This window comes from Microbacterium sp. H37-C3, from assembly GCF_027157935.1.
GTDB lineage: Bacteria > Actinomycetota > Actinomycetes > Actinomycetales > Microbacteriaceae > Microbacterium > Microbacterium plantarum.
Window position 1 is genome coordinate 654389 of sequence record NZ_JAPVLR010000001.1, and the last position, 15729, is coordinate 670117.

At 70.5% G+C, this 15729-nt stretch carries 15 protein-coding genes and 4 tRNA genes; 5 read left to right on the top strand and 14 right to left on the bottom strand.

Annotation, left to right across the window (positions count from 1 at the left end; translation table 11 throughout):
- Window positions 1-10 precede the first annotated feature (10 nt).
- Window positions 11-610 (bottom strand): pyridoxal 5'-phosphate synthase glutaminase subunit PdxT, encoded by a 600-nt coding sequence (gene pdxT / locus O1W71_RS03290; RefSeq protein WP_269266516.1) that lies wholly within the window; start codon window positions 608-610, stop codon window positions 11-13.
- Window positions 611-626: 16 nt separating this feature from the next.
- Window positions 627-1523 carry a pyridoxal 5'-phosphate synthase lyase subunit PdxS gene (gene pdxS, locus O1W71_RS03295; protein ID WP_442923697.1) on the bottom strand — a complete coding sequence of 299 codons (897 nt, stop codon included), beginning with the start codon at window positions 1521-1523 and terminating at the stop codon, window positions 627-629.
- Between the two features lie 86 nt (window positions 1524-1609).
- Between pdxS and O1W71_RS03300 the strand changes: the two genes are divergently transcribed.
- On the top strand, window positions 1610-2938 hold the full coding sequence (locus tag O1W71_RS03300) for an aminotransferase class I/II-fold pyridoxal phosphate-dependent enzyme (protein ID WP_269266517.1): 1329 nt from the start codon (window positions 1610-1612) through the stop codon (window positions 2936-2938).
- A 4-nt stretch (window positions 2939-2942) separates the two neighbouring features.
- A complete protein-coding gene (pdxY, locus tag O1W71_RS03305; protein WP_269266518.1) occupies window positions 2943-3794 on the top strand; it encodes a pyridoxal kinase PdxY in 852 nt (283 codons plus the stop codon).
- Between the two features lie 9 nt (window positions 3795-3803).
- On the opposite strand, the gene O1W71_RS03310 is transcribed toward pdxY, so the two are convergent.
- From O1W71_RS03310 to thrS, 3 genes are all read right to left on the bottom strand, one after another.
- Window positions 3804-4373: a hypothetical protein gene (locus tag O1W71_RS03310; RefSeq protein WP_269266519.1), complete on the bottom strand. Its 570-nt coding sequence runs from the start codon at window positions 4371-4373 to the stop codon at window positions 3804-3806.
- Window positions 4374-4462: 89 nt separating this feature from the next.
- Window positions 4463-5020, bottom strand: coding sequence for an HIT family protein (locus tag O1W71_RS03315; protein ID WP_181574121.1), 558 nt, complete (start codon window positions 5018-5020; stop codon window positions 4463-4465).
- Window positions 5017-7053 (bottom strand): threonine--tRNA ligase, encoded by a 2037-nt coding sequence (gene thrS, locus O1W71_RS03320; RefSeq protein ID WP_269266520.1) that lies wholly within the window; start codon window positions 7051-7053, stop codon window positions 5017-5019. Before thrS ends, O1W71_RS03315 begins: the two co-directional genes overlap by 4 nt.
- A 195-nt stretch (window positions 7054-7248) precedes the next feature.
- Between thrS and O1W71_RS03325 the strand changes: the two genes are divergently transcribed.
- Window positions 7249-8409 carry an SLC13 family permease gene (locus O1W71_RS03325; protein ID WP_269266780.1) on the top strand — a complete coding sequence of 387 codons (1161 nt, stop codon included), beginning with the start codon at window positions 7249-7251 and terminating at the stop codon, window positions 8407-8409.
- A gap of 41 nt (window positions 8410-8450) precedes the next feature.
- Here the strand turns inward: O1W71_RS03325 and O1W71_RS03330 are convergent, their stop codons facing one another.
- The 4 genes from O1W71_RS03330 to O1W71_RS03345 form a co-directional block, all read right to left on the bottom strand.
- The gene (locus tag O1W71_RS03330) at window positions 8451-8957 is read right to left on the bottom strand and encodes a glycine cleavage system protein R (RefSeq protein WP_269266521.1); all 507 of its coding nucleotides are present in this window, start codon (window positions 8955-8957) and stop codon (window positions 8451-8453) included.
- Window positions 8958-9055: 98 nt separating this feature from the next.
- Window positions 9056-9127: transfer RNA gene (locus tag O1W71_RS03335), tRNA-Val, on the bottom strand.
- A 27-nt stretch (window positions 9128-9154) separates the two neighbouring features.
- A tRNA-Cys gene (locus O1W71_RS03340) sits at window positions 9155-9225 on the bottom strand.
- A 55-nt stretch (window positions 9226-9280) separates the two neighbouring features.
- A tRNA-Gly gene (locus O1W71_RS03345) sits at window positions 9281-9352 on the bottom strand.
- Window positions 9353-9503: 151 nt separating this feature from the next.
- On the opposite strand from O1W71_RS03345, the gene O1W71_RS03350 reads away from it, so the two are divergent.
- Window positions 9504-9580, top strand: a tRNA-Val gene (locus O1W71_RS03350).
- 144 nt (window positions 9581-9724) lie between these two features.
- Here O1W71_RS03350 and O1W71_RS03355 read toward each other — a convergent pair.
- The 4 genes from O1W71_RS03355 to zapE form a co-directional block, all read right to left on the bottom strand.
- Entirely contained in the window at window positions 9725-10459 is a 735-nt protein-coding gene (locus O1W71_RS03355) for a VIT1/CCC1 transporter family protein (protein WP_269266522.1), read from the bottom strand.
- Window positions 10460-10595: 136 nt separating this feature from the next.
- The gene (locus tag O1W71_RS03360) at window positions 10596-11159 is read right to left on the bottom strand and encodes a type II toxin-antitoxin system PemK/MazF family toxin (RefSeq protein WP_269266523.1); all 564 of its coding nucleotides are present in this window, start codon (window positions 11157-11159) and stop codon (window positions 10596-10598) included.
- Window positions 11160-11343: 184 nt separating this feature from the next.
- Entirely contained in the window at window positions 11344-12612 is a 1269-nt protein-coding gene (locus O1W71_RS03365; protein ID WP_112614198.1) for an ammonium transporter, read from the bottom strand.
- Between the two features lie 165 nt (window positions 12613-12777).
- Entirely contained in the window at window positions 12778-13806 is a 1029-nt protein-coding gene (gene zapE / locus O1W71_RS03370; RefSeq protein ID WP_269266524.1) for a cell division protein ZapE, read from the bottom strand.
- A gap of 33 nt (window positions 13807-13839) precedes the next feature.
- Between zapE and O1W71_RS03375 the strand changes: the two genes are divergently transcribed.
- Window positions 13840-14547: a dihydrofolate reductase family protein gene (locus O1W71_RS03375; RefSeq protein ID WP_269266525.1), complete on the top strand. Its 708-nt coding sequence runs from the start codon at window positions 13840-13842 to the stop codon at window positions 14545-14547.
- Here O1W71_RS03375 and O1W71_RS03380 read toward each other — a convergent pair.
- The gene (locus O1W71_RS03380) at window positions 14501-15721 is read right to left on the bottom strand and encodes an alpha/beta hydrolase family protein (RefSeq protein ID WP_269266526.1); all 1221 of its coding nucleotides are present in this window, start codon (window positions 15719-15721) and stop codon (window positions 14501-14503) included. The two genes, O1W71_RS03375 and O1W71_RS03380, sit on opposite strands and share 47 nt — an antisense overlap.
- Between the last annotated feature and the right edge of the window lie 8 nt (window positions 15722-15729).

The following is a 15729-nucleotide window of genomic DNA, read 5'->3' on the forward strand; positions in this document are numbered from 1 at the left end:
GCGCTCGATCTTACCGGGCGGATGCGCTCGCCTCGCGGACGTGCGCGAGGAACCTCTCGTGGAAGCGGCGCTCGCCCGAGACCTCCGGGTGGAACGCCGTCGCGAGCAGACGGCCCTGCTCGACCGCGACGACCCCGACATCCGGCAGGGTCGCGAGCGACCGCACCCGCGGCCCGAGCTCGGTGACGAGCGGCGCTCGGATGAACGCCGCGTGGACGGGCGCGTCCCAGCCCGCGACGGCGAGCGCCGTCTCGAACGATTCGGTCTGCCCGCCGAAGGCGTTCCGTCGCACGGTCACGTCGAGCCCGCCGAAGGTCTCCTGACCCGCGATCGCCCCGTCGAGGCGGTCGGCGAGCAGGATGAGCCCGGCGCAGGTGCCGTAGACCGGCATGCCCGCCGTGATCGCGTCGCGGATGGGCTGCTGCATCCCGAACGCGCGTGCCAGCTTGTCGATGACGCTCGACTCACCGCCCGGCAGGACGAGACCGTTTACCGCCGCCAGGTCGCCGGGACGACGGACGAGGGATGCCGTCGCGCCGAGCTCCGTGAGCACGCGCAGGTGTTCGCGGACGTCTCCCTGCAGGGCGAGGATTCCGACGTGCGGCGGCATCCCTTCGTCCACCGGCTCACCAGCCGCGGTCGGCGAGACGGTGCGGGGCAGGCAGATCGGAGACGGTGATGCCGACCATCGCCTCGCCGAGTCCGCGCGAGGCCTCGGCGACGACGGCGGCGTCATCGTGGAAGGTGGTCGCCTTCACGATGGCCGCGGCACGGCGAGCAGGGTCGCCCGACTTGAAGATGCCGGAACCCACGAAGACGCCGTCCGCGCCGAGCTGCATCATCATCGCGGCGTCGGCAGGGGTGGCCACACCGCCCGCGGTGAAGAGCACGACCGGCAGGGTGCCGGTGGCTGCGACCTCGGCGACGAGGTCGTACGGCGCCTGGAGCTCCTTCGCCGCGACGTACAGCTCGTCGGGGCTCTTCGCTCGCAGAGCACGGATCTCGGCGGTGATCGTGCGGATGTGGCGCGTCGCCTCCGAGACGTCGCCCGTGCCGGCCTCGCCCTTGGAGCGGATCATCGCGGCCCCCTCCGTGATGCGACGCAGAGCCTCGCCGAGGTTGGTGGCACCGCACACGAACGGGACGGTGAAGCCCCACTTGTCGATGTGGTGCGTGTAGTCGGCCGGCGACAGCACTTCGGACTCGTCGATGTAGTCCACACCGAGCTCCTGGAGCACGCGCGCTTCGACGAAGTGCCCGATGCGCGCCTTCGCCATCACGGGGATCGACACCGACGCGATGATCTCGTCGATCAGGTCGGGGTCGCTCATGCGCGCCACCCCGCCCTGGGCGCGGATGTCGGCGGGGACGCGCTCGAGCGCCATGACGGCCACGGCGCCGGCATCCTCCGCGACCCGTGCCTGGTCGGCGGTGACGACGTCCATGATGACGCCGCCCTTCAGCATCTCTGCGAGGCCGCGCTTGACGCGCGATGATCCGGTGACGGTCTGGTCGTTCGACACGATGGGGCTCCGATCCGGCCGTCTTTTCGGGATGCAGTTCGGCCTAGGCCAAAAAGTAGCATGGCATCCGACATAAGATCGTCCCGATGACTTCCCGTGACACGATCACCGGACACACGGCGGGTGAGATCGCCGACAGCGTCCGGATGCTGCTCGAGCGAGGCGCCCTGCGCGCGGACGACGCGCTGCCACCGGTGCGCGCCCTGGCGGAGCAGCTCGGCGTCAACCGGAACACCGTGGTCGCCGCCTACCGGCTCCTCGCGCAGGCCGGCGTCGTCGTGGCCCGCGGCCGCGGCGGAACGCGAATCGCCGAGGTCTCCCCCGTCGCCGCCGAGGGCGTGGCCGCCGACACGGTGCTGCGCGACGTCGGGTCCGGAAATCCGGATCCTGCTCTCATCCCCGATCCGCGCGGCGTGCTCGGCCGAGTCGCCGGACGCCCCGTCCTGTACGGCGAACCGGTCATCGACGGCGGTCTCGCAGCCTGGGCCAGGAACTGGTTCGCCGCTGACACGGCAGCGGATGCCGGCATCCACCTCACCGTCACCGGTGGCGCCGTCGACGCCGTCGAGCGCCTCCTGGCGCAGGCTCTCACCCGCGACGACGCGGTTGCCCTCGAAGACCCGTGCTTCCTCGCGAGCATCCACACGGTGCGCCTCGCCGGCTACCGCGCGATCCCGGTGCCCGTCGACAACGAGGGCATGACGATCGATGGACTGCGAGCAGCCCTGGACGCGGGCGCCCGCGCCGTCGTCATCACCCCGCGAGCGCAGAATCCCACCGGAGCGAGCCTGTCGGCCGAGCGTGCGGCAGCCCTGCGCGCGGTACTGGCCGATCATCCGTTCGTCCTCGTCATCGAGGACGACCACTTCTCCCTCCTGTCGACCCAGCCGTACCGCTCGGTCATCGGCGACCAGCACGAACGCTGGGCACGGGTGCGCTCGGTGTCGAAGTTCCTCGGACCGGACATGTGCCTCGCGGTCACGGCATCCGACCCCACGACCGCGGAACGCCTGGCTCTGCGCCTCGGCTCGGGCACCACATGGGTCAGCCACCTGCTGCAGCGACTGACACACGCTCTCGTCTCGGACGACACCGCCGCCGGCACGATCGCCGCCGCTCGGGCTCACTACGCCGACCGCAACAGCGCCTTCGCAGCCGAGCTGACGCGCGCGGGCCTCCCCTGCGCACCCGGTGACGGACTCAGTCTCTGGGTCGAGGTACCCGGCACCGCCCGCTCCGTCGCCGACGCCCTGATGCGCCGGGGCTGGCTCGCGCGCACCGGCGACGAATTCCGGCTGGCCGACGACGCACCTTCGCGCCACCTGCGGCTGACCGTGCACGACCTGGACGACGCCGACGCCGCACTGCTCACGCGCGACCTCGTCGCATCCGCCCTCCCCTCTCGAAAGGCATGACCCCATGAAGGTGCTCTCGATCCAGTCGGCCGTCGCATACGGACACGTCGGCAACTCCGCCGCGGTGTTCCCGCTGCAGCGCATCGGCGTGGAGGTCATGCCGGTCTACACGGTGAACTTCTCCAACCACACCGGGTACGGCGCCTGGGGCGGCCCGATGATCAGCCCGGACGACGTCCGCGCCGTCATCGCGGGTGTCGAGGATCGCGGCGCCTTCCCGCAGATCGACGTCGTCCTGTCGGGCTACCAGGGGGGCGAGGGCATCGCCGACGTCATCCTCGACACCGTCGCGCGTGTCAAGGCCGCGAATCCGGATGCCGTCTACGCGTGCGACCCCGTCATGGGCAACGCGAAGTCCGGGTGCTTCGTGGCGCCCGCAATCCCGATCCTGCTCCGCGAGCGCGTCGTGCCGGCCGCAGACATCATCACCCCGAACCAGTTCGAGCTCGGCTTCCTGACCGAGACCGAGCCGACCGATCTCGACTCGACTCTCGCATCCGTCGACGCCGCCCGCGCGATGGGTCCGCGCACCGTGCTCGTGACGAGCGTCGAGCGCCCGGACCGACCCGAAGGCACGATCGAGATGCTCGCCGCGGACGACGCCGGGGCTTGGATCGTCCGCACGCCCCACATTCCCATGAAGGCGAACGGATCCGGCGATGTGACGGCGGCCCTGTTCACCGCTCACTACCGCAGCACCGGCTCCGCAGCCGAGGCGCTGGCGCGCACGACCTCGAGCGTGTTCGACCTGCTCACGCGTACGCACGAGTCGGGCGAGCGCGAACTCCAGCTCGTCGAGAGCCAGGAGGCCTACGCGCACCCGCGGATGCAGTTCACGGTCGAGCAGGTGCGCTGACCGGCGTCACTACTGTCCGCCGGACTCCGTCCACGCCTGCTCCCACTGCGGAGCGTCGTCCGGGCACAGGAACCGCGTGCCGAAGACCATGATGCTCACGGCGCCCTCGCGCGACGCGTCGTCGACGGCGAGGCTCTGGATGAGCGGCGACGACGTGACGTGCATCTGGAACACGTTCTGGTCGACCTGGTGCCCGTTGAGGATGGAGGTCTCGCACGCGTCCAGGGCAAGGGCGAGCGTCACGGTCTCGGCCTGCTCGGACCACTGTCCGCCGTTCGCCTCGAGGTGCGCGCGCTGTTGGGCGACGAGCTCCTGCTGCGCGGGCGTCTTCGCGGTGAGCGTGGGCTGTCCCACGGGCTGCTGCTGCTCCGCGATGAAGGCGTCGCGCTCGGCGAGAGCGTCGCCCGCGTCGGGGGTCGCAGCCGAGCTCTCCTCCTGCGCGGACGCCGTCGGAGCCGGAGTCGGAGTCCCCTCCGAAGAGCCCGCATCACTCGCGGGCGTGCACCCCGCCAGGGCGACCACGCCCAGGACGGCCAGTGCGGCGAGGGTCGCGGTACGGGGACGGGCGGTGATCGACATGGTGCCTCCTCAGGGAGCGCTCAGGTTATCGTCCCCGCGGCGCCCCGCGGCGGGGCTTGCGCTCGGGGTCGAGCACGAGGAAGGACTGGTCAGTCGGTCGGCCAGGCGCCCGCGACCGCTTCGCGGACCTCGCCGAGCAGCTGCGGGAGTGCCTTCGTCTTCGCGATGATCGGGAAGAAGTTCGCGTCGGTCGCCCACCGGGGCACGACGTGCTGGTGCAGGTGCCCGTCGACGCCGGCGCCCGCGACCGCGCCCTGATTCATCCCGAGGTTGAAACCGTCGCACCGCGACACCTCGCGCAGCACGCGCATGGCCGTCTGCGTCAGCGCGCCGATCTCGGCCACCTCCTCAGCGGTCGCGAGGTCGTACGTCGGGATGTGCCGGTACGGGCACACCAGCAGGTGACCCGAGTTGTACGGGAAGAGGTTCAGCAGCACGTAGGCGGTGCGCCCCCGCGCGACGATGAGGCCGTCGGCATCCGACTTGCCGGGCGCCGCGCAGAAGGGGCACTCGTCGCGCAGCGGCTCGGGACCGGCCTGGATGTACGCCATCCGGTGCGGTGTCCACAGCCGCTGGAACTCGTCGGGCACCCCGGCCAGGCGCGCGGCGTCCTCGACAGGGCGCGGGGTGTCCGACGAGCCGGTCACGCGAGCTGTCCCGCAGCGTCCAGGTGCTCCGCCGTGTCGACGAGCGTGCGGTTCGCGATGGCCGCCAGGATGCGCTCGACGGCTTCGTCAACGGCGACGCTGTTGGTCTGCGATCCGTCGCGGAAGCGGAACGAGACCGTGCCTCCGGCGCGGTCCTGTTCGCCCGCGATGAGCTGCAGCGGAACCTTCTGCGTGGTGTGGGTGCGGATCTTCTTCTGCATCCGGTCATCCGAGCGGTCGAGCTCGGCACGGACGCCGGCCTTGCGCAGACGCGAGACGATCTCCTGCAGGTACGGCGCGTAGTCGTCGGCGACGGGGATGCCGACGACCTGCACGGGCGCGAGCCAGACCGGGAAGGCACCCGCGTAGTGCTCGAGCAGGATCGCGAAGAAGCGCTCGATCGACCCGAACAGGGCACGGTGGATCATCACCGGGCGGTGCTTCTCGCCGTCAGGGCCGGTGTACTCGAGTTCGAAACGCTCGGGCTGATTGAAATCGAGCTGGATGGTCGACATCTGCCAGGTGCGGCCGATCGCATCGCGGGCCTGCACCGAGATCTTCGGGCCGTAGAACGCCGCGCCGCCGGGATCCGGAACGAGCTCGAGACCCGACCCCTCGGCAACACGCCGGAGCGTCTCGGTCGCCTGCTGCCAGAGGGAGTCGTCGCCGATGAACTTCGGGTTGCCCTCCTCCTTCGTCGACAGCTCGAGGTAGAAGTCGTTGAGTCCGTAGTCGCGCAGAGTCTGCAGCACGAACTCGAGGCTCCGCACGAGCTCGTCCTCGACCTGGTCGGGGGTGACGTAGATGTGCGTGTCGTCCTGGGTCATGCCGCGCACGCGGGTGAGCCCGGACAGCGTGCCGCTCTTCTCGTAGCGGTAGACAGACCCGAACTCGCTGAGCCGCAGCGGCAGCTCGCGGTAGCTGCGTCCGCGCGAGCGGAAGATCAGGTTGTGGAACGGGCAGTTCATCGGCTTGAGGTAGTACTCCTGCCCCTGCCGCGTCACGTTGCCCTCGGCGTCGACGGTCTCATCGAGCTTCATGGGCGGGTACATGCCGTCGGCATACCACTGCAGGTGGCCGCTCGTCATGAACAGATCGCCCTTGGTGATGTGCGGCGTGTTCACGACCTCGTAGTCGTTCGCGAGCAGCTGCTCGCGCATGTAGCGCTCGATCTCGTAGCGGATGATGCCGCCCTTGGGGTGGAACACCGACAGGCCGGGGCCGATCTCGTCGGGGAACGAGAACAGGTCGAGCTCGACGCCGAGCTTGCGGTGATCGCGGCGGGCCGCCTCGGCCAGGCGCTCCTGGTACGCGCGCAGTTCGTCCTTCGACGGCCACGCGGTGCCGTAGATGCGCTGCAGCTGCGGGTTCTTCTCGCTGCCGCGCCAGTAGGCGGCCGCCACCCGGGTCAGATCCCAGCCGTTGCCGACCATGCGGGTGCCAGGCACGTGCGGTCCGCGGCAGAGGTCCTTCCAGGCGGTCTCCCCGTCGCGGGTGACGTTGTCGTAGATCGTCAGCTCACCGGCGCCGATCTCGGCTGACGCCCCCTCTGCCGCGTCAGCGCCCGACCCGGGGCCGCCGGCGAGGTCGACGAGCTCGAGCTTGAAGGGCTCGTCGGCGAGCTCGGCGCGCGCCTCGTCAGCGGTGACGACCCGGCGGACGAATCGCTGGTTCTCGCGGACGATGCGCTCCATCTCCTTCTTGATCGACTTGAGGTCCTCCGGAGTGAAGGGCTCATCGACGCCGAAGTCGTAGTAGAAGCCGTCCTCGATGGGCGGTCCGATCCCGAGGTTCGACTGCGGCCGGATGCGCTGCACGGCCTGGGCCAGCACGTGCGCCGTCGAGTGGCGGAGGATCGCGAGACCGTCGGGGCTCGATACGGTCACCGGCTCGACGGCATCCGTCTCGGCGACGACCGTCGCGAGGTCCTTCAGATCGCCGTTGACGCGCAGGGCGACGACGGAGCGGTCGGGGAAGAGGGCGAAGCCGTCGGCGGGGTACGACACGTCCGACGGGGAAACGACGTCAGTCAAGGGAACATCTCCAGATGGTTGGCTCGGATCAAGGCTACTCAGCTTCGGACGCTCGCCGCGTCCCGCCCGCTCAGGCCGAGAGCGTTCGGCCGGCGGCGACGAAGCGGGTGAGCACACGGGCTCCGATCCGGCGTTCCATGCGTCGATCCTACTCGTGAGCGTCGGCGGCTTCAGAGCGGGCCCCGAGGGCCCATGATGGATGCCGTGAAGCTCGCCATCGCCGGAGCCGCACTGCTGCTCGTGGCGGCGGGCGCGGTCGTCAGCGGCATCCTGCCCCCGAGCGAGCTCGTCAGGATCGTCGAGCGGGTCGCGCCGATCCTCGCCTTCGTGGTCGCCGTCACGATCGTGGCGGAGCTGGCGGCGAAGGCCGGCGTGTTCGACGTCGCAGCCGGCCGGCTCGCCCGCGCCTCCCGGGGCCGGACCATTGTGCTCTGGCTCCTCGTCGTGGCGCTCGCCGTCGTCGCCACGGCCTTCCTCTCGCTCGACACGACCGCGGTGCTGCTCACCCCGGTCGTCGTCGCCGTCGCACGCGCCAACGGACTGCCGCCGCTGCCCTTCGCCTTCACAACGGTGTGGCTCGCGAACACAGCTTCGCTTGTGCTTCCCGTGTCGAACCTGACCAACCTGCTGGCCCTCAGCCGGCTGCCCGAGGGCGGCCCCCTGGCGTTCCTCGCGCTGATGGGGCCGTCTGCAGCCGTCGCGATCCTCGTGACGGTCGCGCTGCTGTTCGCCGTCCATCGGCGCTCGCTCGTCGGCCGCTTCGAGCCCGCGCCTGTGCCGCGCGTCACCGACCGGATGCAGCTGGTCGTGGCATCCGTCGTCGTCCTCGCACTCATGCCGGCCCTCGTCAGCGGGCTGGAGCCGTGGATCCCGGCGACGGTCGCCGCGATTCTGCTCATCGGACTCTTCGCATGGCGATCGCCCCGCGGGCTCTCCGCGCGCCTCGTCCCGTGGCAGCTGCTCGTGTTCGCGGCGGGGCTGTTCACCGCCATGGCGGCGCTCGAGTCCCTCGGCTCCGCAGCGGTGGTGTCGCTGGTCGCCGGAGAGGCCGGCGGGCCGTTCGAGCTGTGGCGCATGGCGGGCACCGCCCTCGTCGCGGCGAACACCGTCGACAACCTGCCCGCGTACCTGCTGCTCGAGTCGGCGGCGGGAACCCCGGAGCGTCTCGGCGCGCTGCTCGTCGGTGTCAACGCGGGACCGCTCATCACCCCCTGGGCGTCGCTCGCGACGCTGCTCTGGCACGAGCGGCTGCACGCGGTGGGTGTCGACGTCCCCTGGCGGCGCTTCATCCTCTGGGGCCTCGTCGCCGCACCGCTCGTCGTCGGCTTGTCGGTCCTGCCGCTCGCGCTGCGCTGAGCCTCACCGCGCCCGGGCGTAACCGCCAGAGGTGTCGAGGCTCACGTCAGGGTGAGGTCGACCTGGATCTCACCCGCGAGACGCTCGAGGTCCGCCACGATGTCGGCGGCGTCGAACTCCGCGGGCAGGCGGACCACGAGAGTCGCCTCGAACAGCGTGCCGCCCGCCATCGGAGCGTCGAGGGTGCGGCTGGTCAGCGCGTCGATGCTCAGCGCGTGGGCGCCGATCGCGTCGCTCATCTCGCGCACGATTCCGGGACGGTCGTTGCCGAGCACCGTGAAACGCAGCACCTGCCCGCTCGCGACGACTGGCGTCAACGGCTGGTGTGTCGTGATGCGCAGTAAGCCGTCCAGACGCTCGAGCGCCTCGGTGAGGCCGGCCTCGCGGTCTGCGGGCACCTCCACCAGCACGATCCCCGCGAAGGCGCCGGCGAGCTCCGCGAGTTCGCTGCGCGCCCAGTTGCCGCCGTGCGCGGCGACGGTGTCGGCGAGTGTGCGGACGAGTCCCACCCGGTCGTCTCCGACGACGGTGAGCACGAGCTGAGTCATGGCGCCGAGCCTAACCGGCGGAGAACTCCGGCGCAGCGGAGACCCAGGTCACGGACCCGGAAACGACAAAACCCCCGGCAGAACCGGGGGCTTCTCGGTGCGCGATACTGGGATCGAACCAGTGACCTCTTCCGTGTCAGGGAAGCGCGCTACCGCTGCGCCAATCGCGCCTATACAGGCTGTTCAGTTATGAGGCGAGGTGGCGACGGGATTCGAACCCGTGTAAACGGCTTTGCAGGCCGGTGCCTAGCCGCTCGGCCACGCCACCGTGTGTGGTTCTGACCCACGTGCCGGATCACCCTGACGGGAGATCCTCGCACTCGAGCGGATGACGAGATTCGAACTCGCGACCCTCACCTTGGCAAGGTGATGCGCTACCACTGCGCTACATCCGCATTTCGTTCCGGATCGCTCCGGCACTTGTTAAACATTAGCCGACGATCGCACGAGTGCAAAACCGGCGTCGCCCCGCGCGTGTCTCGCCGCCGCGTTCGGGAACCGTCGCGGCATCCGGTATGCTCGTGTCTCGGCCCTCACGGGCCAGATGGGCGATTGGCGCAGTTGGTTAGCGCGCTTCCTTCACACGGAAGAGGTCGTGGGTTCGAGTCCCGCATCGCCCACCACCCTGCCCCGGCTCTCACAGCCGGGGCGTTTTTCGTTGGGCGTGCGCGCTGCCCTCGCCGAGCACGCACCAAGGCCGCGAGCCCGCACCGAACACCATGCGTCCTCGCGTCAGCGGTGCGCACTCGACGGCGGGTCAGACGGGGTCAGACGGCACCGGAGACGCCGAGGAGCGAGCCCACCGTGAACGTCGCGATCAGCGCGAGTGCCCCTCCGACGACGACCCGGATGACGGGGCGAAGCGGCGGACTGTCGCCGAGACGCGCGCTCAGGTAGCCGGTGAGAGCGAGAGCGACGAGGACCGCGACGAAAGTGACGGGAACCCGGATGCCGGCGGGCGGCAGGAGGATCGCGAGGAGCGGCAGCAGCGCGCCGATGGTGAAGGCGAGCGCACTCGCTCCGGCCGCCGCCGACGGACTGACGACCTCGTCCTCGGTCAGCCCCAGCTCGGCCTCGAGGTGCGCGGCGACCACATCGTGCTGGGTCAGTTCCTCCGCCACCCGTCGCGCGGTCTCGGGCGAGAGCCCGCGCTGCTCGTAGAGCCCCGCCAGCTCGATGAGCTCCGCCTCGGGGTCCTGGGCGAGCTCGCGGCGCTCCTTGGTGATCATCGCCCGCTGACTGTCGCTCTGGCTGCTGACCGAGACGTACTCGCCGAGCGCCATGGAGATCGCGCCGCCCACGAGGCCCGCGACGCCGGCGGCGAAGATCGGTGCGGCCTCCGTCGTCGCCCCCGCGACACCGACGACCAGGGCCGCGGTCGACACGATGCCGTCGTTCGCGCCGAGGACGCCCGCGCGCAACCAGTTGAGCCGCCCCGACATGGACGACGCGTGCGGCTCCCCCGGGTGCGCCCCCGGGGCCTCCGAGAACGATTCGCTCATGACGCCATGAAACCACCCGTGCGGCGATCACGGCAGGCCCCCATGCGCCGAGGACGCACCGTCTCCGCGAGAGCGCACGCTCCCCGGCACGTCCTCGCCGAGAGGGTGCGCTTTCGAGGCGCCGAGCCGGCGCGGGTCAGCGCGCGGCGCGCCAGCCGTAGCGCTGCGAGAGGGCTTGCGCGACCCGACCGTAGGTCGCGCGGTCGAGGGCGCCGGCCGTGCGGCGGATGCCGCTCGCGGGCACGAGGTAGATCTGGTCGACGTCGAGCCACGATGGTCGCCGCTCGCGGTCCCAGTCCCCCGTCCCGAGCGGGATGTGGTCGCGCTCGCCGTCGTGCGGCTTGCTCGTGAGCTTCATCGCCCAGCTGCGGCCACTGTCGGCGCGCGCGAGCACGAGGAGCGGGCGATCCTTGCCGCGCGCGGCATCCTCCGCATACGGAACCCACGCCCAGACGATCTCGCCGGGATCGGGTTGCCCGTCGGGCGTCGGCTCGTAAGCCAGACGCAGGCTGCGCGCATCGGGCAGCGCCACCTCGACGACGGATGCCGCGCCCGCGACCCCTCCGCCCGACGCGGACGGCATGTTGGGGCGAGCCGGCGTGACGGTCCCCGGCCGCGGACGCGCAGCGGCAGGCCGACCCGAGTCACCCGCCGTCCGACGCGGTCGCAGCAGGTCCCACACACGCGAAAGCACACCCATGCGCCCAAACCTACCCAGCTCGCGAGGCGCGCCACCCCGTCTCCCCCTCCGCTTCGCCTGGCAGCTCGCGCCGCTTCACCTCTCGCGAAGCGGCGCCGCCTGCCAACCGAGCGCCAACGAGAAACAGGGCGGGACACCGCGGATCACTCCGCGATGCCCCGCCCGGGTCAGAGCCGAGGTCTGATCAGACCTTCGCGTCCGAGAGGGTGTAGCCGACCTCGCCGTGCATGACCGTGTCGATGCCGGCGATCTCGTCCTCGTTCTTCACGCGGAAGCCGATGGTCTTCTCGATCGCGAAGCCGATGATGAAGGCCAGCACGAAGGAGTAGACGAGGACAGCGAGGGCCGCGATCGCCTGGACGATCAGCTGGCTGGCGTCGCCGCCCATGAACAGGCCCGTGCCGTTGGCGAAGAAGCCGAGGTAGAGCGTTCCGATGAGGCCGCCGACGAGGTGGATGCCCACGACGTCGAGCGAGTCGTCGAAGCCGAGCTTGTACTTCAGCTCGATCGCCAGGGCGCAGGCGGCACCGGCGATGAGGCCGAGCACGATCGCCCAGATGGGGTCCACCGAGGCGCACGCCGGGGTGATGGCGACGAGGCCCGCGACAGCGCCCGACGCGGCGCCGACGGAGGTGGGCTTGCCGTCCTTGATCTTCTCGACGAGCAGCCAGGCCAGGAGAGCTGCGGCGGGAGCGGCGATCGTGTTGATGAAGGCGAGCGCGGCGGTGCCGTCGGCAGCGAGCTCGGAGCCCGCGTTGAAGCCGAACCAGCCGAACCACAGCAGGCCGGCGCCGAGGAGCACGAACGGCGGGTTGTGGGGAACGTGGACGCCCTTCTGGAAGCCGACGCGCTTGCCGAGGACCAGGGCGAGGGCGAGAGCCGCAGCACCGGCGTTGATGTGCACCGCGGTACCACCGGCGAAGTCGATCGCTCCGACGCCGAAGACATCCTGCAGGCCCTTGGTGATCCAACCGCCGTATTCGAAGGAGCCGTCATCAGCGAGGCCGAAGTTGAAGACCCAGCTCGCGACGGGGAAGTAGACGATCGTCGCCCAGACGCCGGCGAACAGCATCCACGCACCGAACTTGGCGCGGTCGGCGATGGCGCCCGAGACGAGCGCGACGGTGAGGATCGCGAAGGTCGCCTGGAAGCACACGAAGGCCATCGGCGGGAAGTCGGCGTCGGCGGGCGTCTCGAGCAGGCTGCTCAGACCGATCGCGCTCCAGTCGATCGACCAGGGGGCGACGGTTCCCTCAGCGCCGGGGAAAGCGATGGCGTAGCCGAAGAGCACCCAGAGGACGCCGATGAGCCCGAGGGCGCCGAAGCTCATCATCATCATGCTGATGACGCTCTTGGCCTTGACGAGACCGCCGTAGAAGAACGCGAGTCCTGGCGTCATCAGCAGGACGAATGCGGCCGCGATGAGTATGAATGCGGTGTTGCCTTGATCCATCTCGAAGGGAACCTCTCTGCAGGGACGCAGGTGTAGCGTCGGGTCCCCTCAGTGTCGAGGCGCCCAGTTTCCCCCGACGGCGCAGTCGTGTTTCCGAACGGTTACGCTGCCGCTCCCCAGGTAAACATCAGGTTTCCTCGCGCCGCACGACTCCTGCACAGGCGCTCAGGAGTGGGTGAGAGCCACGAGGCGCGAGATGGCGCGCAGGTACTTCTTGCGGTATCCGCCGCCGAGCATCTCGTCGCCGAACACCTCGTCGAGCGGACGCCCCGTCGCGCGGATCGGGATCTGGGCGTCGTAGGCGCGGTCGACGAACGCGACGAAGCGCAGGGCGGCCGACTGGTCTGCCAACTGCGTCACGTCACGCAGGCCGATCGTAGCGATGTCATCGACGAGACGGATGTAGCGCGAGGGGTGGACGGTCGCGAGGTGCGCGATGACGTCGGCGAACGCGTCGTCCGAAACGAGTCCGGATGCCGCGGCCTCCGCGATCGTCGCCTCGTATTCATCGGGCGCGAGTGCGACGGCGTGCCCGTCGACGGCACGCTGCCGGTAGTCGATGCCGTCGATCCGGATCGTCTGGAAGCTCGCCGACATCGCGTGGATCTCGCGCAGGAAGTCCTGAGCGGCGAATCGCCCTTCGCCCAGCGCGTTCGGCGGCGTGTTAGAGGTCGCCGCGAGACGCGTGCCCGACGCGACGAGCTCGCCGAGGAGCCGCGTCATCACCATCGTGTCGCCCGGGTCGTCGAGCTCGAACTCGTCGATGCAGAGCAGATCGGCCCCGCGGAGGAGCTGCACGGTGTTCTGGTAGCCGACGGCCCCCACGAGCGCGGTGTACTCGATGAACGACCCGAAGTACTTCCGGCGTGCCGGCATCGCGTGATAGATCGCGGCGAGAAGGTGGGTCTTGCCAACGCCGAAGCCGCCGTCGAGATACACGCCGGGCTTCGTCTCGGGCACCTTCTTCGCACGGCGGAACAGTCCCCCGCGCGCCGCGGGGGCGCCGCCCCCGGCGAACGCCTCGAGGAGGTCCTTCGCCTCTTGCTGCGACGGGTACTGCGGGTCGGCCCGGTACGAATCGAAGGTCGCCGCGTCGAACTGCGGCGGCGGCACCAGGGCGGCGAGCATCTCGGTGCCGCTCACCTCGGGACGGCGGTCGCTGAGGCGCAGGATTCCGGCGGATGTGCTCGTCACGGATCAACCCTAACCGCGTGAAAGGATGACGCCGTGCGTGTGACCGAGATGCTTCCGGAAACCGGCGAAAGCGCCGATTCCGCGACGGATGACGGACGGGCGTGGCTCGAGCGGCGCTACCGGCGAGCGCCGGGCGCGTACGTCCGCCTGAACATGGTCACCACCCTCACCGGGTCGGCTTCCGGCGGCGACGGGACGAGCGACACCATCACGAGCCCGACCGACCGCAGCATCCTCGGCATCATCCGCCGGGATGCCGACGTCGTCGTCGTGGGCGCGGAGAGCGTCCGGGCCGAGGGCTACGTCGTCCCGCGCACCGCTGCCCTCGCGATCGTCTCGCGGTCGGGGCGTCTCGACGGCCACCGCCTGACCGAGGCCGAGGCCGGGCGCGTCGTCCTCGTCGTCCCCGACGGCGTCCACCCCGAGGCGCCCGCCGGCGTCACCGTCGTCACCGCTGGCCGCGGTCCCGATCTGTCCCCCGCCGACGTGCTGGCCGCCCTGTCGGCCCGCGGCTGGGAGCGCGTCGTCTGCGAGGGAGGTCCGACCCTCGCAGCGCAGTTCGTCGCCGCGGGCGTGGTCGACGAGATCTGTCTCACGGTCGCGCCACGGATCGGCCCCGTCCGACTTCCGGTCCTGCCGGTCGCCGACGACGCGCCGACCGCCGTCGCGGGTGCGCTGATGGATGCCGCCGGCTTCAGCTATCTGCGGCTGAGCGTCGGCGCTCGATCCACTCGCGGATGACCGAGGTCCAGCGCTCCGGATCGTAGTTCCACAGCTTCGTGTGACGGGCGATCCGGAACACCTCGAGCTCGACGAGATCGGGACGCGCCTCCGCCAGCTGATACGACGCGTCCGCGGGGACGAAGCCGTCGTCGTCGCTGTGCAGGATGAGGATCGGATGCCGCAGCTCGGCCGCACGCGCGACCACGTCGAGCCGGTCGAACGGTATCGGCGTGTTCAGCCCGACGACCCGCGAGCCCCACTCACTGTCCAGTGCCCGCACGGCCGTGCTCGCGACCGGCCCCGGGATGCGCAGCAGGTGCGCCTGGTAGTCGAGCACGATGCGCCAGTCGATCGCCGGCGATTCGAGCACGACTCCGGCGATGATGTCGCGATGGGCCGAGTTGAGTGCCACCTGGAGGGCGATCGCGCCGCCCATCGACCAGCCCATGAGGAAGATCCGGCGCGCGCCGCGGCGGCGGGCCGCTCCGATCGCGGCATCCACGTCGCGCCATTCGGTCGCGCCGAGCATGTACGTGCCCGAGCGACTGCGCGGCGCCTCGCCGTCGTTGCGATACGACACCAGCAGGGATGAGACACCGGCGGCGTGGAACACCGGCACCGCGCGGAGCGTCTCGGTCCGCGTCGTGCCACGTCCGTGGATCTGAATGACCCAGGTGTCGCTCGGCGCTCCGGTTTCGTCCGTGGCCGGGAAGAACCATGCCGGGCAGGGTCCGAGCGGGGACCCGACGAGCTCGGAGTGGTAAGGCAGGTGCAGCTCCGCGGGATCGGAGTAGTACCAGCCGCTGAACGCGGCAGCAGCCGACAGCCGGTCGTCGGTTCCGATCTGCGTGAGCAGCTTGCGCTTGACCGAACTCTCGTCCAGAGCCAGCACGGCACCGACCTTGACGTACGACGCGGTGCCCGTCGTGAACAGCCCGTATCGACCGGGGAGCTCGGTGTCTGGGGTGCGCGAGAGGGTGAGCGTCTGCGCGGCGACGTCGACGGCGAGCAGTTCCGTGTCGGGCACCCGCCCCGCGGGCGTCACGACTCTGCGAGCTACGCGCATCGACACGGTGCCGAGCGCCGCGAGCGAGATACCGAGGGCTCCGGCGAGCGCCGCGATCGTCGCCTTCGCGGCGGTGGCTGCTGCGGGAGATGCGCCCGCAGCCCCGGCGCGCCTGGAACCCATCATCGAGGCCT